General features: G+C 45.9%; 18 protein-coding genes. 8 read left to right on the forward strand and 10 right to left on the reverse strand.

The window, feature by feature from the left end:
• Nucleotides 1–157 precede the first annotated feature (157 nt).
• Both H6G17_RS13775 and H6G17_RS13780 read left to right on the forward strand, forming a co-directional pair.
• On the forward strand, nucleotides 158–412 hold the full coding sequence (locus H6G17_RS13775) for a helix-turn-helix transcriptional regulator (RefSeq protein ID WP_192157990.1): 255 nt from the start codon (nucleotides 158–160) through the stop codon (nucleotides 410–412).
• A 2-nt stretch (nucleotides 413–414) separates the two neighbouring features.
• Nucleotides 415–1,239, forward strand: coding sequence for a hypothetical protein (locus H6G17_RS13780; RefSeq protein ID WP_192157992.1), 825 nt, complete (start codon nucleotides 415–417; stop codon nucleotides 1,237–1,239).
• Nucleotides 1,240–1,368: 129 nt separating this feature from the next.
• Here the strand turns inward: H6G17_RS13780 and H6G17_RS13785 are convergent, their stop codons facing one another.
• On the reverse strand, nucleotides 1,369–1,560 hold the full coding sequence (locus tag H6G17_RS13785; RefSeq protein ID WP_192158138.1) for a hypothetical protein: 192 nt from the start codon (nucleotides 1,558–1,560) through the stop codon (nucleotides 1,369–1,371).
• Here H6G17_RS13785 and H6G17_RS13790 point away from each other — a divergent pair.
• Nucleotides 1,559–1,876, forward strand: a complete 318-nt coding sequence (locus H6G17_RS13790) for a DUF6152 family protein (protein ID WP_242038377.1) — start codon at nucleotides 1,559–1,561, stop codon at nucleotides 1,874–1,876. The genes H6G17_RS13785 and H6G17_RS13790 overlap by 2 nt on opposite strands.
• A gap of 5 nt (nucleotides 1,877–1,881) precedes the next feature.
• Nucleotides 1,882–2,370 (forward strand): hypothetical protein, encoded by a 489-nt coding sequence (locus tag H6G17_RS13795; RefSeq protein ID WP_192157994.1) that lies wholly within the window; start codon nucleotides 1,882–1,884, stop codon nucleotides 2,368–2,370.
• 83 nt (nucleotides 2,371–2,453) lie between these two features.
• On the opposite strand, the gene H6G17_RS13800 is transcribed toward H6G17_RS13795, so the two are convergent.
• Complete coding sequence (locus tag H6G17_RS13800) at nucleotides 2,454–4,511, reverse strand: GAF domain-containing sensor histidine kinase (RefSeq protein ID WP_192157996.1); 2,058 nt, start codon at nucleotides 4,509–4,511, stop codon at nucleotides 2,454–2,456.
• A 93-nt stretch (nucleotides 4,512–4,604) separates the two neighbouring features.
• Here H6G17_RS13800 and cobN point away from each other — a divergent pair, with 93 nt between their 5' ends.
• Nucleotides 4,605–8,747, forward strand: a complete 4,143-nt coding sequence (cobN, locus tag H6G17_RS13805) for a cobaltochelatase subunit CobN (protein ID WP_192157998.1) — start codon at nucleotides 4,605–4,607, stop codon at nucleotides 8,745–8,747.
• A gap of 117 nt (nucleotides 8,748–8,864) precedes the next feature.
• On the opposite strand, the gene H6G17_RS13810 is transcribed toward cobN, so the two are convergent.
• The 3 genes from H6G17_RS13810 to gyrA are packed head-to-tail and all read right to left on the reverse strand — an operon-like array spanning nucleotide 8,865 to nucleotide 13,360.
• Nucleotides 8,865–9,737, reverse strand: a complete 873-nt coding sequence (locus tag H6G17_RS13810; protein WP_192158000.1) for a glycosyltransferase family 2 protein — start codon at nucleotides 9,735–9,737, stop codon at nucleotides 8,865–8,867.
• 1 nt (nucleotide 9,738) lies between these two features.
• Nucleotides 9,739–10,812, reverse strand: coding sequence for an ATP-binding cassette domain-containing protein (locus tag H6G17_RS34645; RefSeq protein ID WP_192158002.1), 1,074 nt, complete (start codon nucleotides 10,810–10,812; stop codon nucleotides 9,739–9,741).
• A 31-nt stretch (nucleotides 10,813–10,843) separates the two neighbouring features.
• Nucleotides 10,844–13,360, reverse strand: a complete 2,517-nt coding sequence (gene gyrA, locus H6G17_RS13820; protein WP_192158004.1) for a DNA gyrase subunit A — start codon at nucleotides 13,358–13,360, stop codon at nucleotides 10,844–10,846.
• A gap of 311 nt (nucleotides 13,361–13,671) precedes the next feature.
• Between gyrA and H6G17_RS13825 the strand changes: the two genes are divergently transcribed.
• The gene (locus H6G17_RS13825) at nucleotides 13,672–14,070 is read left to right on the forward strand and encodes a response regulator (protein ID WP_039717305.1); all 399 of its coding nucleotides are present in this window, start codon (nucleotides 13,672–13,674) and stop codon (nucleotides 14,068–14,070) included.
• Between the two features lie 178 nt (nucleotides 14,071–14,248).
• Here the strand turns inward: H6G17_RS13825 and hemL are convergent, their stop codons facing one another.
• Nucleotides 14,249–15,580, reverse strand: coding sequence for a glutamate-1-semialdehyde 2,1-aminomutase (gene hemL, locus H6G17_RS13830; RefSeq protein ID WP_192158006.1), 1,332 nt, complete (start codon nucleotides 15,578–15,580; stop codon nucleotides 14,249–14,251).
• Nucleotides 15,581–15,684: 104 nt separating this feature from the next.
• On the opposite strand from hemL, the gene H6G17_RS13835 reads away from it, so the two are divergent.
• Both H6G17_RS13835 and hisIE read left to right on the forward strand, forming a co-directional pair.
• A complete protein-coding gene (locus H6G17_RS13835; protein WP_192158008.1) occupies nucleotides 15,685–15,873 on the forward strand; it encodes a ChaB family protein in 189 nt (62 codons plus the stop codon).
• Between the two features lie 141 nt (nucleotides 15,874–16,014).
• Nucleotides 16,015–16,668, forward strand: coding sequence for a bifunctional phosphoribosyl-AMP cyclohydrolase/phosphoribosyl-ATP diphosphatase HisIE (hisIE, locus tag H6G17_RS13840; RefSeq protein ID WP_192158010.1), 654 nt, complete (start codon nucleotides 16,015–16,017; stop codon nucleotides 16,666–16,668).
• Nucleotides 16,669–16,711: 43 nt separating this feature from the next.
• Here the strand turns inward: hisIE and H6G17_RS13845 are convergent, their stop codons facing one another.
• From H6G17_RS13845 to asnS, 4 genes are all read right to left on the reverse strand, one after another.
• Nucleotides 16,712–17,437, reverse strand: coding sequence for a gamma-glutamyl-gamma-aminobutyrate hydrolase family protein (locus H6G17_RS13845; RefSeq protein WP_192158012.1), 726 nt, complete (start codon nucleotides 17,435–17,437; stop codon nucleotides 16,712–16,714).
• A 130-nt stretch (nucleotides 17,438–17,567) separates the two neighbouring features.
• The gene (locus H6G17_RS13850; protein WP_192158014.1) at nucleotides 17,568–17,786 is read right to left on the reverse strand and encodes a type II toxin-antitoxin system HicA family toxin; all 219 of its coding nucleotides are present in this window, start codon (nucleotides 17,784–17,786) and stop codon (nucleotides 17,568–17,570) included.
• Nucleotides 17,786–18,028, reverse strand: a complete 243-nt coding sequence (locus H6G17_RS13855; RefSeq protein WP_192158016.1) for a type II toxin-antitoxin system HicB family antitoxin — start codon at nucleotides 18,026–18,028, stop codon at nucleotides 17,786–17,788. The genes H6G17_RS13850 and H6G17_RS13855 overlap by 1 nt, the downstream gene beginning before the upstream one ends.
• 110 nt (nucleotides 18,029–18,138) lie before the next feature.
• Nucleotides 18,139–19,530: an asparagine--tRNA ligase gene (gene asnS, locus H6G17_RS13860; protein ID WP_192158018.1), complete on the reverse strand. Its 1,392-nt coding sequence runs from the start codon at nucleotides 19,528–19,530 to the stop codon at nucleotides 18,139–18,141.
• Nucleotides 19,531–19,571: the final 41 nt, after the last annotated feature.

The following is a 19,571-nucleotide window of genomic DNA, read 5'->3' on the forward strand; positions in this document are numbered from 1 at the left end:
AGTATGGCTTGAAATGATATCTCCGTCAAGATGTCGGACATGAGTCTGTAAATATGCGGTTTTGGTGTATTTGTCACATGAATAGACGATTCAGGTTAGAAGCAGATGACATCCCCTACTTTCCGCGTATACCCTGAATTCGCATATTTCTGGTTTCATGTCAAGCGCTCGCGATCCTCTTTATATTGAATTCATTGCTTGCCTTCGAAATGCACGTAAGAGGCAAAATCTCTCCCAGCAGCAACTTGGAGAAAAGCTAGGTAAGGATCAAACCTTCATCTCAAAGGTGGAAACATGTGAAAGAAGAATTGACGTGATTGAAGCAGCTAGGTGGTGCGCCGCCTTAGATCTTCGCTTAGAGGATGTCCTCCCTTCCGAAATAAGTAAGAAAAATCAGAAGGAAGAGGAATAGTTGTGAGTAATCGTATATCGAGTGAGGATTTGGCTAAATTGAAAGAGCAACTTAAGCCTTTGATAGGACAACGATTTCGGAGTTTGAGTTTGCCAGTAGTGGCAATTGCTGCATTTGAACCATCTCAAATAGGCACAATCGTAGGTGCTTTAATGGATGCACTGATTCCTCACCTTGATATAAAAGGTCTTGGACTTGAAAAGCATGAAGGTATCTTGGGAGACAGAGAGGGTTATCCCGATTACAAGCATGAGTCTGGCAAGAGACTAGAACTAAAGCTGCTTTATGTAGACAATCCCGATCTTAAAATGAAAAAACCACCTACACCACGTGAACCATCAGCTCGCCTTACCCAAAAAGTCACTGTAAAAAATGTTGACCCTGCCTTAGATGCAATGCTTCTAATAGCTTATCGAATAGAGGTAGACGATCTAAATCCAGATGCAACAGTTCCTCGTATCATTGACCTGGAATTATTCTCCATGATTGAGCTTGTTGAAGCACGCGATCGGCGCATGACTGATGGTGGTGGCAGGTGGTTTGGAAACTATGAAACACCAACCATTTTAAGTAAAATTGGACAGGAGAAAGTGAATAAAGGTTTGCCTCTAGATATGAGTGCATACGGTCGAAAAGAATCGGAAGGTAAGGATTTTAACGAAGATACAAACTTTGGCAAGTTGAAAAGGATACCATACCCTAAGCTTCAGAAATTTCTAGCTAAGTATAGATTACCTACAGAAACGGAACAACTCTCTTTAGACACCGCAATTGATGAGCTGATTGAGATAGATGAGAATGACCTTCAAGATGAAGAGCGAAATTAATATATTATTGCTCTACTCCCATTTGAGGGAGTAGGTTAACAACTCAAATGCTGCTGGCGGTTGAAAGCCGTTGGTGTTGATGCTCACCACTTAATGGTTTTAGAGAAGTTACATTTTTTGTCTAACTGATTATTCAATTTGATTCAATTGCAAATTGCGAATTGAAGCTGACACATCCATGTCATATTTGTTCGTCATACTAGACCCTAATGCGATCGCAAAATTATCCGCTAGTACCTTACGCTTGTCGGAGGCTAGAGAAATGCTGAAAACGAAAATGATGCGGATGATAATCACGGCTTGTTGTGTAGCAATCTTCATGGCTACTTGGACAAGCACGGCAATGGCACATCACGGATGGAGCGAATACGATAACAGCAAAACACTCAACCTGTCAGGAAAAATTCAAGCAATAGGCTACGATAACCCACATGTTGTCTTACAACTGCGAACCAAAGAGCAGTTATGGGAAGCCGTCCTTGCTCCACCCTCGCGACTGCAAAACCGAGGATTACCACCGAAACAATTGCAAGTTGGGGAAACGGTTAATGTCGTAGGCTATCCTCACCGTAGCGAAAAAAATGAGATGCGAGCAGAGCAAATTACAGTAGGTGACAAAACCATACCACTGCGCTAAACGGTATGCTTGAGCATCAAAGCTGGTTGACTTGGCTGCAAGAGAGTGCCTTGTCTGCGGCAATGCGACAGTGGGCGTGGCTCTATCCAGCAGTCGAAATCGGGCATATTATCAGTTTTGCCATTCTAGTGGGAGCGATCGCCATGTTCGACCTGCGGTTGCTAGGCTTTTCCCGCCATTTGCTAGTGACTGACATGGCAGGGCATCTTTTACCCTGGACTTACATCGGTTTTGGCTCCGCCCTCTTGACAGGTTTCCTCTTATTTGCATCTGACGCGGAAGCGATCGCGGCTAATCCTGCTTTTCGCGTGAAACTAGGAGCGATCGCCCTTGCTGGTGTTAATGCAGCTATGTTTCACCTATACTACTCCAGGTCAATTCAGCGGTGGAATCGAGGTATTCGATCGCCAGTCGGAGTGAGAGCGATTGCGATCTTCTCCCTCTTGCTCTGGGCTGTGGCGATCGTTTGCGGTCGTCTGATTGCTTATATTTAGTGGCGCGTGGTACGTGAAGCAAGGGTATAGGGTGTGGGGTGTGGAGTTTGTAGTATTCTCTCCCTCAGCAACCTTGCGCTCCCTCAGCTCTCTTTTCCCTGCTCTCTGCTCCCTGCTCCCTGCTCCCTGTTATTAGGCAACCAAACAGTAAAAATAGAACCCTTACCTAAAGTCGATTCAACTTCAATCCGACCTTGGTGGAGTTCGACGAGTTGTTTGGTTAAGGCTAAACCCAGTCCCGTCCCATCGTGATGACGCTGGTAAGGAGAATCGAGTTGTTGGAATTTTTCAAAAATCAGAGGTAAATGTTCTTCAGCAATGCCAATTCCCGTATCTTCTACTTGAATTACGGCAAAGTCGTTTTCGCTCCAAATCCTTAAAATTGCCTCTCCTCCTTCGGGAGTAAATTTAATTGCGTTACTGAGTAGATTCCATAAGATTTGACTAACTCGTTGGGGATCGGCAAACAGCCGATAGTCGGGAGAGATTTTGAGATCGAGCATGATATTAACTGCTTGGCGCGTTGCTCGATCGCTGAGCGATCGCAAGCTAGCTTCCGCTAGTTGAGCTAGAGCAAATTCGCTTAAATTTAAAACTGCCTTACCTGACTCGAACTGCGTCAGTTCTAAAATGTCGTTGATGAGTGCTAGAAGATGTTCGCCACTATCGTGAATTGTTTGCAGGAACTGACGTTGGCGCTGACTCATTTCTCCTAAGGGCCAACGTAGTAAGGTAGATGACATCCCGATGACACTAGTGAGGGGAGTGCGTAATTCATGGCTCATCGTAGCCAGAAATTCACTTTTAGCGCGGCTAGCTGCTTGAGCTGCAAGTAGAGCATCATGCAATGCTTGTGTCCGCTCGATCACTCTTTGTTCTAGGGTTTGTTTTTCCAGCTTCAACGATCGCATTAACTCTTCTTGATAGATTGCAATCGCCAGTTGTTCCGCTATTCGCCGCAGTAAATTTTTCTCATTTTCCTGCCAAGAGCGCGGTTCGTAGCATTGGTGTGCGATGAGTAAACCCCAAAGTTGTTGCTGAAATACAATTGGAGCGATTAGCTTGGCTCGTACCTGAATTTTCTGCAAAAAGGCAAGCAAGCAAGACGATAAAACATAAGCTTTGTCAACATCTGCGATCGCCAGCGTAAAACCTTGGCGATATTTCTCCCAACACCCAGAAGCGGGAACGAAGCAATTTTCTTCTCGATAATTGAGTACGGAAGCGATTGACGCGCTAGCACGGGCTTCGTAGATGACACAGCCGTGAGTGGAGAATTCGGAATTCGGAATAACGCTTCGCTTCGCCTTCGGCTGACGGAATTCGGAATTGAAGATTCCCTGCTCCCTGATAACTGGTAACTGCTCCCCGATCGCTGATTCTTGTTGCTCGAATTGATAAACTACTAGGCGATCGACTTGCAAAAACTCTCGTACTCGTTCTACTACATTTGAGATGATGATCGGTAATTCCAAGCTTTGACGGATCTGAGTCGTCACTTGGTTGAGCAAACGCTCGTGGGCAATTTGTTGGTGCAAAGCCTCTTCTACAGGTTGGCAGACCGAAACAAAAGGGTAAATCGACTCTTGTGCGTCATTTTGGTGCGAGCTTGGGGCTAGCACGGATAGCAACATTAACGTAAATTTCCCTTGAAGGGTAGTGTTGTTGGGTTGAATGACTTGGCTGTATCGAGCTAGAGTAGCGCGGGCAAGAGAATTGTCTTCTAAGCAGCCGTTTAGGTATTGCAAAAATTGGGCGATCGCTGCTGGCTCAAATGTTAATTTGGCGTTGAGTAATTCGGAGTTTCGCTCTTGCAGTGTAACGTAAGCTTCTGTATCAAATTCTGAATTGACTGAGTTTAAAATTATTGACCCTTTCAGTGTAAGTTCTTCTTGCTGTCTCCTATCTCCTGTCTCCTGCGTTCTTTCTGCTACTAGCAACGCGCTAAATTGTTGTGACACGACTAATGTAAACTTATCTGTTGCTTCAGGTTGTGTGGGAGTTGAAACCAGTGCTTCTTCTGTAACTATCAAAGCCTCATTTCCCAATTCTTGAGCCATCTGTTGAAGAAGTTGCCCTAATTGCTGAAAAATTGTCAGGGGCAAAAGTTGATGGAAGCTCAAGTCCTGAGAACTAGACATTTTCGCAGATTGAGATAGATAAGATTTGGATGATAGGCTAAGAAAGTTTTCTCATGCAGCTTAACCACTAGTCTAAGCCGAACAGAGAGTTATATGCATCGTATCAGTACCACCCCTGGAGATTGGAATCCTCAAGTTGATGGTGTCGTTTTGTTTGCCCAAACTCCAGCTCCTTTGGTATTGCTTACTGCTACCGATACCGATATTCAAACTTTGGCAGCAGCAGCGACTAAATTACCGATGGGCTTTCCTACTTTTCGAGTTGCTAATTTGCTGCAATTGCAGCAACAGATTGTTATAGATACTTATGCAGAAGACGTTTTAGAAAAAGCTCAAGCTATTATACTACGGCTTTTGGGGGGACGATCGTATTGGTCTTATGGTTTAGAAGTGTTGCGGGAAACAGCACGGCGGACTGGTGCAGCATTAATAGTCATACCAGGAGACGATGCGATCGACCCCGATTTAATCGCACATTCGACTGTTCCGTTAGCAGTGGGAGATCGACTGTGGCGATACTTTCTAGAAGGTGGAGTAGAAAATGCCGTCAATGCGCTGCTATTCACTGCCGATTTCTGCCTTCATACTTCATACAATCCTCAACCTCCACAGGTGGTTCCGCGTGTGGGGCTATATGGGTGGAAGGGAGTCGGAGAGAAGAGAGCTGAGGGAGCAGAGGGGCAGAGGGGCAGAGGAGCATCAACCGTCAACAATCAACAATCAACAGTCAATTACCAATTACCAATTACCAATTACCAGTTACCAAAAATTGGCATTCTATTCTACCGCGCTCACTATTTAGCAGGTAATACGGGTGTAATTGACGATCTTTGTCAAGCATTAGTAGCTATAAATCTATTACCAGTACCAGTTTTCGTTTCTTCGCTGCGCGATCCACAAGTGCAAGCAGATGTCCTATCTTACTTCCAGCCTAAAGATGAGGCAAAAATTCAAGTCTTATTAAATACAACAAGTTTTTCTCTAGGACGTATTTCCCCGACTCCAGATTCCCGTACGGGCGGGTTTCCAAACCCACCCCTACCGACTCCCCCTAACTTGTGGCAACAACTAGATATACCAATACTGCAAGTTATTTTTAGTAGCAGTTCAATTTCAACCTGGGAGACAAGTTCTCAAGGGCTATCGCCACGGGATATCGGCATGAATGTGGCACTACCAGAAGTGGATGGGCGCATTATTAGCCGTGCTGTGTCGTTTAAAGCAGTACAGAGCTGGAATACAGCTCTAGAGACGAATGTAATCGTTTACGAGTCGGTGCGCGATCGCCTTGAATTTGTTGCTGAACTAACTCAGCGTTGGGTGCAGCTGCGTTCTCGTCCGCCAGCAGCACGCAAAATCGCTCTCATTTTGGCAAACTACCCCAATCGTGACGGACGTTTGGCAAACGGAGTCGGGTTAGATACTCCTGCTAGTTGTATAGAAATTCTCAAATCTTTACAACAAGCGGGATATCAACTAGAAAATCTACCGCAAACTGGAGACGAACTGATCCAACGCCTGACATCTGGAGTCACAAACGATCCTGATAGTCAGTGGCGATCGCTCCCACAGCAATTAAGTTGGCAAGAGTATCAAGAATATTTTGCCACCCTGCCTGAAGCAGTGCAGCAGGAGATTGTGAGTCGGTGGGAGAAGAGAGCTGAGGAAGCTGGGGGAGCTGAGGGAGTAACAACCAACTACCAACTACCAACTACCAACTACCAATTACCAATTCCAGGCATTCAACTCGGTAACGTCTTCGTGGGCATTCAACCAGCACGGGGATACGATCGCGATCCGGCGTTAAATTACCACGCGCCTGACTTAGAACCACCGCATACTTATTTGGCTTTTTACTATTGGCTGCGACAGCATTTTGGTGCTGATGCGATCGTACATGTAGGCAAGCACGGTAATTTGGAATGGCTGCCAGGTAAAAGTGTGGCGCTATCAAGTCAGTGTTATCCTGAAATTGCTTTGGGTGCTATGCCCCATTTCTACCCGTTTATCGTCAACGATCCTGGGGAAGGTTCGCAAGCAAAACGCCGCGCCCAAGCAGTGATTATCGACCATTTAACGCCTCCGATGACGCGGGCAGAACTCTACGGAGGGCTGCACCAATTAGAAAGTTTAGTTGACGAGTATTACGAAGCTCAAAGCCTAGATCCGACTCGATTACCAGCCATTAGCGATCGCATTTGGCAATTAATTGTTCAGGAAAATTTACACTTAGACTTGGGCATGGATCGAGAGTCAGGAGTCGTAAGGGCGGGTTTTGTTGAAGCTCCTTGTGAAAAACAAACAGTTCTGCAATTAAACCCGCCCGTACAGGAGTCGGAGAAAAGAGCTGGGGGAGCTGAGGGAGAAAAAACCCAATTACCAACTACCAACTACCCATTACCAATTAACCAACTCGACGGTTATTTATGCGAACTCAAAGAAGCTCAAATTCGCGATGGTTTGCATATATTTGGACAATGCCCGCAAGGAGAACAATTGCGAGATTTAATTGTGGCGATCGCTCGTCAACCTAATTCCTACCAGCCAGGGATCGCCCGCGCAATTGCTCAAGCCTGGGAACTAGATTTCGATCCCCTCACGGCAGATTTCAGCACTCAACTTTCAGAGACAAGCGCTCGAATTTTATCAGCAAAAACTCAAACACCCTGTCATACAATCGGCGATGCGATCGAAGTGTTAGAACAGTATGCGTCTGAGTTGGTGGAACAGCTAATTGGGGAAGCGGGAGTCGGGAGTCGGAAGTCGGAGAAAAGAGCTGCTCTTGAGCTGGGGAGGCTCTCGGGAGCTGAGGGAGAAAAAACCCAATTACCAATTACCCATTACCAATTACCAACTACCAATTACCCATTACCAATTACCAATACAATAAATTGGATTCGCGATCGCCTCTTACCCGCTTTAGCACAAACTCAACAGGAAATTACCAATTTATTACGCGGTTTAGATGGGCGATACGTCCCCAGTGGTGCATCGGGTGCGCCGACGAGAGGTCGTCCAGAAGTATTACCAACGGGAAAAAATTTTTACTCTGTGGATATCCGTGCCATTCCGACAGAAACAGCTTGGGACATCGGACGTAAAGCAGCTGAAGCTTTAATCGAACGCTACACGCAGGAAAACGGAGAATATCCTAAAACTCTTGGTTTGTCGATTTGGGGAACTTCTACCATGCGGACTGGGGGAGATGACATTGCCGAGGCGCTGGCTTTGTTGGGAGTGCGTCCGGTATGGGATGGAGTTTCTCGGCGGGTGGTGAATTTTGAAATTGTGCCTCTATCGGTGTTGGCGCGTCCTCGCGTGGATGTGACCTTAAGAATTTCTGGTTTTTTCCGCGATGCTTTTCCTAATTTAATCGATTTGTTTGATAGTGCCGTTGTTGCCGTGTCGCAGTTGGACGAACCAGCAGAGCAAAATCCCCTTGCTGCCAAAGTGAAACACGAAACCCAGTTTTGGTACTCGGCGGGATTGACACCCGAACAGGCAAAAGAGCGATCGCTTTACCGTGTTTTTGGTTCTAAACCAGGGGCTTATGGAGCTGGGTTACAAGGATTAATTGAAGCGCAAAATTGGACGGGCGATCGCGATTTAGCTCATGCTTATATTAATTGGAGTTGCTACGCTTATTCCCGTAACTCAGAAGGACGAGCTGCCCCAGAAGCGTTCGAGCAACGTTTGAGTGAAATGCAAATTGTCTTGCACAACCAAGACAATCGCGAACACGATCTGCTCGATTCTGACGATTACTATCAATTTCAAGGTGGTTTAACTGTTGCCGTGCGCGCCGTTCGCGGTAAAAATCCTCAGACATATTTTGGTGACAATTCTATTCCGGCAAACCCTCGCGTTCGTCATTTAAAAGAAGAAATTGCTAAAGTATATCGTTCCCGCGTCGTTAATCCGAAATGGATTGCTGGGGTGATGCGTCACGGTTATAAAGGGGCTTTTGAAATGGCAGCAACAGTAGATTATTTATTTGCCTACGATGCTACGGCGAATTGCGTGGAAGATTATATGTATCAAGGCATTGCCGAAGCTTATTTATTCGATCCAGCCGTCCAAGACTTCGTGCAGCAAAAAAATCCTTGGGCATTGCGAGATATGGCAGAAAGGTTAATTGAAGCCAAGCAGCGAGGCTTGTGGCAAGTGACACCAGAGATTATAGATAAGTTGCGAGCGATCGCCCATCAAGCAGAAGGAGCGATCGAGGAGAAGTAACGAGACTTGAGATCTTGGGGCGACTGCAAGTCGCAACTACACAGACAAAACCTGCCTGCGCAGGTTCAACTGCAAGTCTACGCAGGTGGACTTCGATTGTGTCGCCGCAAATTCTATTCACCCAGACTTAATACTTGATACTAGTTTTTTTATCGTCTTTTTCATCGTCCGTAACGGATCGATCTGTATTGCCCAAATAACACTGGATAAGGCTTGAGATTTTTGCCCCATCCGATAGGACATTAGGGCGTGATCGTAGACAAAATTCGCAAACATCTGCGGGTGGGCGCGAAAAACTGCCTGATGCTTGTCAATCAAACGTTGAAAACTTTCCTGACGCAAATTCGTATTGCGCGACACTCGCGCCCCTGGATGCTCGTAAAGTTGATAGGTAACAATAGGTAAACCCAAGATCGAACAGACAGGATTTAGCCGCAGAAAAAGTTCGGTATGGACGCGGGAACGAAACGTTTCATCCCAGCCTCCTATCTGTAAAATCGCATCCCGTTCCACCACTAAAGTTTGTTTGGTGTTGTAAGATTTGCCTGGTTCCAAAACTTCTAGAGCAAAATGACAGCCACGGGGACGACTGGGAGGCGGGAGGCGAGTTTCTAGAGTTTTCCCTGCATCATCTACCACGTCGATCCCAGAAATAACGCCGACAGGTGGAGGTAAAGTTGCTTTAGCGATCGCCTCTAAGGAGACATCTGCCATATGGGGTAAAAGACAGTCATCGTCATCTAAATAGGCAATCCAGCGCCCTTGCGCCGCTTCCGTACCTACATTCCGCGCCCCCGCACCCCCACGAGGGGTAGATAGACGAATGATTCGCAAACGCGGATCTGCTGGTAAATCCACCGGTTGAGTCGAAGCATCGTCAACGACAATCACTTCGAGATCTGCCATTGTTTGCGATAAAGCACTTTGCACTGCACGCGGTAATAGTTGCGGGCGATCGCGTGTCGGTATGATAATACTGAGTTTTGGCATCTTAGTTTGTAGAAAAAATCAATGCTTCCATCCATTCCCAAGAAATAAAAACTCGTTCTCCCTCTTTGTAGGGGCTAGTGCCGCGTCGCCGCAGTTCCATGACATGAAAATTGAGTCCGATCGCCTGAACTAAATAACTCGTAGCATAACCAAGGTATTGACTTTGAATAATTGTGGCTGCATAACCGATATTGGCGTGATTTAGGCAAATATTTTCTGGACGCACGACTAATCGTACTGCATTCCCAGGAGAAATTGCGGCGGTTGTTCTTTCCACAACTGTTCCTTCAACAATTGCTGTCTCACCAATTTGCACTCTTCCTCGCTGCCCATCTATACTTAACAACACGCCATCGAGAAAATTTGCCCGTCCGATAAATTCAGCCACGTATAAATCGGCAGGCTGTTCGTAGACTTCTAAAGGCGTGCCGACTTGTAATAGCTTGCCAGATTTCAAAATTGCTATGCGATCGCTCAACGCTAGGGCTTCTTCTTGGTCGTGGGTGATATAAATAAAGCTAATTCCCGTCTGACGTTGGAGTTGTTTCAATTCCTGCCGCAGTTCCATCCGAATTTTGGCATCCAAAGCTGAAAGCGGTTCGTCTAAAAGTAATACATCAGGGCGATCGACAATTGCCCTTGCTAAAGCTACCCGTTGTTTTTGTCCGCCGGAAAGTTGAGAAGGTAGCCTCTGCGCCATTTCTGCGAGTTGGACGAGTTTCAAAGCTTCCGTAACTCGTTGGCTAATTTCTGCCACAGGCGATCGCTTTGCCTGCAAAGCATAACCTACATTCTCAAATACCGATAGGTGGGGAAACAAGGCGTAGTCCTGAAACACCGTATGGACGTTGCGTTTATAGGCAGGCAGACGACTCACATCTTTGCCCCCAATGTAAATACAGCCAGTATCGGGGGTTTCAAAACCGCCAATCAGCCGCAATAAAGTTGTTTTTCCCGAACCAGAAGCCCCCAGCAGCGTGAAAAATTCTCCTTGCTGCACGTCGAGACTGACAGACTGCACGGCTTGGACTTTGCCGTAAATCTTACTAACGTTTTCTAAAGCAACCTGAATCACGCTAGATGTTAATTGTCAATAGCTTATCGTATTACTCTACACTTGATGAATTGGTAGCTGGAATGGCAATAACAGAGATAATTTTCTCATTATCCTTAATTTCGCGGAGGCGATCGCCCGTACCTTCTTTGCCCCACTTGCCTATTTTATCTACAGGTAGGCGCACGATCCGCTGATTGCTGGTGAGCAGAGCAACCTCGCTTACCGTTGCCGATACAATTCCTGCCAGCCGATCTGATTTGCTGCTAAAAGCTAAAGCTTGAGTTGGAATATCACCGCGATTGCCTTGACGCAATACATGGGCGGGTATTCGCTTCGCATAGCCTTCTTGGGTGACAAGTAACAAATTAGTTTTGAGATCGTCTATTGCCACTCCACCAATCATTTCTTCTTGTTTTCGCAGCCGCAAGCCTTGCATTCCCATTGCCGTGCGTCCTAGAATTGGCAACTGCTCGTCATCTATACCAAACCTTAACAGCCTACCTCCGGCGGAAGCAAGGATCAAAAATTGTCCCGGCTCAATCGGTTGCACGCCTAACAAGCGGTCTTCATCCTTGAACTTTACCACCGTCAAACCGCGATTGGTCAGATTTTGTAACTCCGATGCAGCTAAGCGCTTCACTCGTCCTAATTGAGTCATGAACAGCGCTTGGATGTTTTCTGTTTCTGCGGGTAATAGCAGTTGAGTCACAATACTTTCCGTACCGTTAGCAGCCGATCCTGGCAGCAAACTAATCAATGGCGTACCCCGTAGCGATCGCCCGCTACTAGGAGGAATATCGCCCACCTGCAACGGGTAAACCTTTCCACCACTGGTAAACACGACTAAATTCTCATCTGTCTTCGTGGCTGCGGTTTGAATCACAAAGTCATTTTCCATCAAACCGTTGTCTGACTTCGGCTTCCTTCCTGGCTTATTACCATTAACAGCTAACCTTCTGACATACCCTTTTTGGGTAAACTCCAAAGCAACTTCTTCAGAATTCGGAATTCGGAATTCAGAATTCGGAATTGACGAGCTTTTCTTGCTCTGTTCTTCTGCTTCTTGAGTGCCAATGCGAGTCCGGCGAGAGTCAGCAAATTTACGTCTGAGCGATCGCAAATCTTTTTTCAATGCTTTTAATAACTCGTGGCGATCGCTTAACAACCGTCGCAAAGTTTGAATCTGTTCGCTGAGAGATTCAAATTCAGTTTGCAGGTTCTTTTGTTCCAAACCCGTCAGGCGGCGCATGGGCATTGCTAAGATTGCATCGGCTTGGGCTTCGCTCAATTGCAACTCATTTTGCAGGGTAATTTTAGCCGTACTACCATCGCTTGCCTGCCGCAAAATTGTAATAACTTCATCCAAGTGGGATAAAGCTGTCAGCAACCCTTCTACCAAATGCACGCGACTTTCGGCTCGATTTAAGTCGTGAGTGTAGCGCCGAATCAGAGTTTGTTCGCGGAAATTTAAAAATTCCTGTAATAGCTGTCTTAAGGAAAGTTGACGCGGTTGTTGATCTACTAAAGCAAGGAAAATTGCCCCAAAATTTGTTTGCAGGGAAGTGTGATGGTACAACTGGCGCAGAACAACCTGCGGATCGGCATCTCGTTTGAGTTCTATCACCACCCGCATCCCTTGGCGATCGCTTTCATCTCGCAAGTCGCCAATGCCCTCAATCCTACCCTGGTTGACTAATTCCGCGACTTTTTCGATCCAACCTGCTTTATTAACTTGATAGGGTAATTCTGTCACGACGATTGCTGTCGTGCGGCGCGATCGCTTGACTCCAGTTTGAATTTCTTCAATTTGAGCAATCCCTCTGATGGTAATACTACCCCGTCCAGTGGTGTAAGCTTCGCGAATTCCCGTACTGCCAATAATTTCGCCTCCAGTGGGAAAGTCGGGTCCAGGGATTAACTCAAATAGCTTGTCGTCTGATAACTCTGGTTGGTCGATCAGGGTAACTAAACCATCGATGATTTCTCCCAAATTATGGGGAGGAATATTTGTCGCCATCCCTACAGCAATTCCCGACGCACCGTTGAGCAATAAAAACGGTAGTTGGGCTGGTAATACGACTGGCTCTTGTTGGGAATTGTCGAAATTACCGATAAAATCAACTGTTTCTTCGCCAATTTCAGTCAGCATCGCCTCATTCCCAACTGGTGCGAGGCGAGTCTCGGTATAACGCATTGCTGCTGGTGGGTCGTTATCTACCGAACCGAAGTTACCGTGTCCCGCCAGCAAGGGATAGCGGCTGGAAAAGTCTTGTACGAGACGGACTAAAGCATCGTATACCGCTTGGTCGCCATGGGGATGGTATTTACCTAGTACGTCACCTACTACCCTGGCGCATTTACGATAAGGGCGATCGGGAGTTAAACCCAATTCATGCATGGCATATAAAATTCGCCTGTGAACTGGTTTTAAGCCATCACGCACGTCTGGTAATGCCCGCCCTACAATTACGCTCATGGCATATTCCAGATAAGACCGTTGCATTTCTATATGCAGGGCTGTGGGAATCACCTGTCCCGCTGGGAGAAGGTTTAATTGTTTTGCCATGAGTGATGTTTCCTAGTTGATAACGACAAACGCCAAAAATTTAATAGTATCTTTACAAAGCTTACCCTCAGCATCCTAATTTATTTGCTTACAAAAAGATACTAATAGTAGCCGATGAGTAATTCCCAGTATTATTCTGGATTAGCGACGATCGCGCTTAGATTTCAATTTACCCACTCCTGTTTTTTCGCTTTAAGTATGCAATTCTACTAAAGGAAAATTTGATTCGTACCTTAACAACAGCCAGAGAATGCTGTCATAGCTTACGTCCGCTGTCAATTTAATATGCAATCTCCTGTAACAAAGTTATGATGAAAACCGTTTTGATTGTAGAGGATGACCCTATAAATGCTCGCGTTTTTGCCAAAATTTTGACAAAACGTGGTGGCTTGGAGACAAAGCATACGGAAAATGTAGAAGAGGTCATGGAGATTGCGACATCTGGACAAGTCGATATTATTTTGATGGATGTTTCTCTTTCGCGCAGCGTTTATCAGGGTAAAGCAGTGGATGGGATCAAGATTACCCAAATGCTGAAGGCAAATCCGCAAACTGCTAAATTACCAATTATCCTCGTCACAGCCCACGTCATGGAAGGCGATCGCGAAAACTTTCTGCGCCAAAGCGGTGCAGACGGTTACATTTCAAAACCAGTCGTGGATCACCAGCAGTTTGTCGAACAAATTTGGGCGATGTTGCCGAAAGAATAGGGAGCAGGGAGCAGGGAGCGAGTTGCAGTTCTTGAACTCTCTGTTTTTTATCTTAATACATATGTACTAAATAAAAGTACGAAAACAAACCGCGAAGGCGCTGGGCGATCGCGGCGAAGAAAGGAAAAGGTGGGCTTTCGTTACAACAAGTTAAATTGTGAAAGCGAGTGGCTAGTACTCAGGAGTCACTAATCACTGGTAACTGGTAACTGGTAACTGATGTTAGCACTTCCCTAGCAGCGGCTAAAGTCTGGTCTACATCTGCATCGGTGTGAGCTAAAGAGGTAAAGCCAGCTTCAAATTGAGAAGGCGCGAGATAAACTCCCCGCTCTAACATCCCGCGATAGAAACGACTGAATTTGATTAAATCTGCCTTTTTAGCATCTTCGTAATTATGTACTGGTCCTTCGGTGAAGAAGAAACCAAACATCCCGCTAATTTGCCCGCCACAAGCGGCGTGTCCTGTTTCTTTGGCAACTTGCAGCATTCCATCAGCTAACTTTTTCGTGATGCGATCGAGCGCTTCGTATGTCCCAGGCTTTTGCAGCAATTCCAAAGTTTTAATTCCTGCTGTCATTGCTAGGGGATTACCAGAGAGGGTTCCAGCTTGATAGACGGGACCCGCTGGGGCAATCATGGACATGATATCTTTGCGTCCGCCGTAAGCGCCTACGGGTAAACCGCCACCGATAATCTTACCCAGAGTAGTTAAGTCAGGAGTGATGCCAAATCTCTCTTGAGCGCCACCGTAGGCAATCCGAAAGCCGGTCATGACTTCATCAAACACGAGCAATGCACCGCGATCGCGGGTAATTTCTCGCAATCCTTCCAAAAAGCCCGCGTCGGGAGAAATAAAGCCAGCATTACCGACAACTGGCTCTAAAATGACACCAGCAATTTCATCGGGATTTTCTTCAAATAAAGCTTTGACTGTTTCTAGATCGTTGTAAGGCGCAGTCAGAGTGTTGCTGGTAGCAGATTTAGGCACTCCAGGGGAATCTGGTAAGCCGAGGGTAGCAACCCCAGAACCAGCTTTCACCAGAAACATATCGGCATGACCGTGATAGCAGCCTTCAAACTTGATAATCTTATCTCGTCCTGTAAAAGCCCGCATCAAGCGCAGAACTGCCATACAAGCTTCCGTACCGGAGTTGACGAAGCGTACCATTTCAATGCTAGGGACGGCATCAATCACCATCTCCGCTAGCACGTTTTCCAAAGCAGAAGGCGCACCGAAGCTCGTACCTTTTTCTAAGGCGGCGTGTAAAGCAGCGATCACCTCTGGATGAGCGTGTCCGCAAATGGCGGGACCCCAAGTCCCGACGTAATCGATGTATTTATTGCCATCTACATCCCAAATGTATGCTCCCTCAACGCGATCGAATACGATTGGCTGTCCGCCTACAGATTTAAAAGCTCGGACTGGAGAACTAACGCCCCCAGGCATGAGTTTCTGAGCAGCGGCAAAAATCTCTTCTGATTTGGTGGTTTTAATGCTGGTATTAACCAAGGTTCTCTCCTAAGTTGAATATTAAAACTCTGTCTTTTGGGGTTTGTGCGCTCAATTCAAAACACCTAATGTAATAAATTACACGATAAAAAAAGAATAAAATTATGTTATACCGAACCAATCAAGATTTACCTGCGGAAATCCGCGATCGCTTATCTGAAGCAGCACAAGATTTGTATCGAGCTGCTTACAATTCAACCATCCAATGGTATGGAGAAACAACACAAGCTCATAAAGCAGCTCTAACTGCCGTAAAGATCTATTCTGCCAGAAATTTAGTCACAAGTGTTTAGAGTTTAGAAGTGAGTAGCAAGTAGCAAGCAATGGTAAGAAGCCAGAGGCAAGGGGTAAGAGGTAAGAGGTCATCGGTAAGAGATAATTAATTAGTTACTCAACCACTAACTCCTCTTCACTACTCCCTACTCACTCTCTTTATGTCCTCCAATCCAGAATTAAATTCTTTTGCTCAAGCTATTCCGCTGGATGAAATTCGCTACGACGAGCGGGGGTTAGTACCAGCCATCGTCCAAGATTATTTGGATGGTACGGTGTTAATGCTGGCGTGGATGAATCGCGAGTCGTTGCAAAAAACTTTAGACACGGGGGAAACTTGGTTTTGGAGTCGTTCGCGTACAGAACTATGGCATAAAGGAGCAACATCAGGACACCTTCAAAAAGTGCGATCGCTCCGTTATGATTGCGATAGCGATGCAATTCTCATCAGTGCCGAACAAATCGGTGATATTGCTTGCCATACGGGGGAACGGAGTTGTTTTCACCGCGAAGACGGACAGATTGTTCCACCATCAGCAGACACTCTGTCTCAATTGTTTGCCATCATTAGCGATCGCCGCGACAATCCTCAAGAAGGTTCTTACACTTGTAAGCTCTTGGCAGGGGGAGACAATAAAATTTTAAAGAAAATTGGCGAGGAGTCGGCTGAGGTGGTGATGGCATTTAAAGACGACGAACCAGATGCGATCGCGGGGGAAGTAGCAGATTTGCTATACCATACTTTAGTCGCCCTAGCACATCACCACGTCGATTTGAAAGACGTTTACCGCAAACTCCAACAGCGCCGCCGCTAACCAGTGACCAGTGACCAGTTATTAGTTGCTTCCGACTCCCTAATTAAGCGGTTCTCCACATTCCCATTCTCGTTCTTGCCGCAGTTACAAAAGCGTGAAAGATCCGATATTGGGATGAATCTTGAATAGACATTTCAGGATGCCATTGTAGCGCGAGCGCCCAAGGATGATTTTCGTGTTCTAAGGCTTCGATGACTCCATCTGGTGCTTTTGCCGCAATCCGCCACTCAGAGGGAATAGTACCAACTGCTTGATGATGCCAAGAAACGACAGGTACTTCTAACGTACCAACAATTTGAGCTAGGTGAGTATCTGGAGCAATTTTTACAGTATGCTCGGTAGAAAGCGTTTGGTCAGCTCGATGGGCTATAACTTCGCCAAACTCATCGGGTAAGTGAGGAATCAGGCTGCCACCAGTAGCTACCACTAGTATTTCTAAGCCGCGACAAATACCCAAAATTGGTATTTCAGTAGCCAAAGCCAATTGTGCTAGAGAAATTTCTGAGCGATCGCGTTCTGGGTCGATATTGTAAATCGTAGGATGACACACCCCATTATACATGTCGGGATCGATATCACCTCCACCAGAGAAAACCAAACCATCTAACTGAGCAAACACGGCGGCTAGGTTAGGTTCTCCTGCTGGAATTAGTATCGGTACGCCTCCTGCTGAGCGTACTGCTTCTACATAGAATTTAGATAGAGAGAAATTGCCTGTAAGCATCTGTCCCGATGTGGTGATGCCAATGAGAGGTGGCTGAAACTGCATCGTGCGTTTTACTTACTGTTTTTCTAATTTGAGGTGCGATCGCGGCATTCTGCTATTCTGCCATCCCTGTTGCTATTTTGCCCGATCGCAGTCGCTAAGTTGGTAACGCTGCTTACTTCTATTTTGAATCCTAAATACTCTCCCATTCCTCGCGACTAATACCTGCTTCAGCTAAAATCTGAGCCAGCAACCCTTTACTAATGTCACCTCTATGAGGGTTAGGTAGTCGTAGGCGCAGGGTTCCTTTTATCATGAACTGGTGTTTTTTGCCTGAATAAGGTTCATCAAAACCTAAAGCACGCAAGCAGGTAATTAAGTCTTGGCGGCTAATTGGTCCAAAAGGAGGCATCAAGCAGCTTCTTTTTTAAAAGAAAGATCGATATTATCTAGCATGGGAAGCTGATGTCCAAGCTGTAGCCCTAAAAGAATCCAGCCTTCTAAAACTTCTTGTAGCTCGTCTCGGCAAGCTTCTAAAGTTTCTGCATTAGCCCACACGCCTTGACAATCAGGAATTCTACCGTAGAAAGTTCCATCTTCTAGCAACTCATATGTTGCTCGATGCATTGCAGTTTCAATATATTTTGTCAGCATTTATTTTACTCAAACAATGTATCTAAATCTCGGTAGCCACTAACTACTCGCTCAACCTCAATCATGTTTATAGACAGCTTAGCTGTAGGGTGGGCAATGCCCACCTGACTTTAAAACTCAGCACTCAAGGGCGCACGGGGGAAGGGAATGACATCGCGAATATTACCCATACCCGTCATAAACTGAACCAAACGTTCAAATCCCAAACCAAAGCCAGCATGAGGCACAGTACCGTAACGGCGCAAGTCTAAATACCACCACAAATCGTCAGGATTGATATCTTGAGCCTGCATCCGTTTTTCTAAAATTTCTAACCGTTCTTCCCGTTGAGAACCGCCAATAATCTCACCAATCTTAGGTGCGAGAACGTCCATAGCGCGAACGGTTTTGTCGTCGTCGTTTACCCGCATATAAAAGGCTTTAATCTGCTTTGGATAATCGGTAACGATAACTGGTTTTTTAAATAACTCTTCCGCTAAGTAGCGTTCGTGTTCTGATTGTAAATCCAATCCCCACTCAATCGGATATTCAAAGGTTTTTGTTGCTTTTTCTAACTGCGCGATCGCCTCTGTATAAGTAATTCGTTCAAATTGATTGTTGATAATATTATCAGCCGTTGCCAACACAGAATCATCAATTCGCTGGTTGAAAAATTCCATATCTTCTGGACAAGTTTCTAAAACATATTTGAAAATATGCTTCAAAAACGCTTCTGCTAAATCCATATTCCCAACTAAATCGCAAAAAGCCATTTCTGGCTCAACCATCCAAAATTCTGCTAAATGTCGGGAAGTATTAGAATTTTCGGCTCGAAATGTGGGACCAAATGTATAGACGTTGCTAAACGCCATCGCCATGACTTCAGCTTCTAATTGTCCGCTGACAGTTAAAAAAGCTTGTCCGCCAAAAAAATCTTGGCTGTAATCGATTTTGCCGTTTTCAGTCTGCGGAATCTTTTTCAGATCTAAACTCGTAACTGTAAATAGTTCCCCCGCGCCTTCGCAATCGTTACGGGTAATCACAGGGGTGTGAACCCACAAGAAACTCCGTTCTTGAAAGAACTGATGGATTGCCGTCGCACAGGCGTTACGGACGCGAAAAACTGCCCCTAACGAATTGGTACGCGATCGCAAATGTCCGATTGTCCGCAAAAATTCAAATGAGTGGCGTTTTTTCTGCAATGGGTATGTTTCGGGATCGGCATCACCGAACACTTTTACGGTTTCGGCTTGCAATTCAATTCTTTGCCCTTTACCTTGCGAAGGCACGAGTACGCCGCTAATTTCCACCGAAGCGCCTGTATTAATCTGCTTCAGAGTTGCTTCGTAGTCTGGCATTTCCGCCTTCAGTACCGCTTGCAAACTTGCCAGGGACGATCCATCGTTCACTTCTACAAACGCAAACCCTTTTAAATCGCGTTTGGTGCGTACCCAACCCTGAACTGTCACAGACTCATTTGGCTGTCCGTTGCGTAAAATTTCAATAATGCGTCGCTTCATCATTTTAGGGAGTAGGGAGTAGGGAGTAGGGAGTAGGGAGTAGA

The sequence above is a fragment of the Chroococcidiopsis sp. [FACHB-1243] genome (assembly GCF_014696895.1).
Lineage (GTDB): Bacteria > Cyanobacteriota > Cyanobacteriia > Cyanobacteriales > Chroococcidiopsidaceae > Chroococcidiopsis.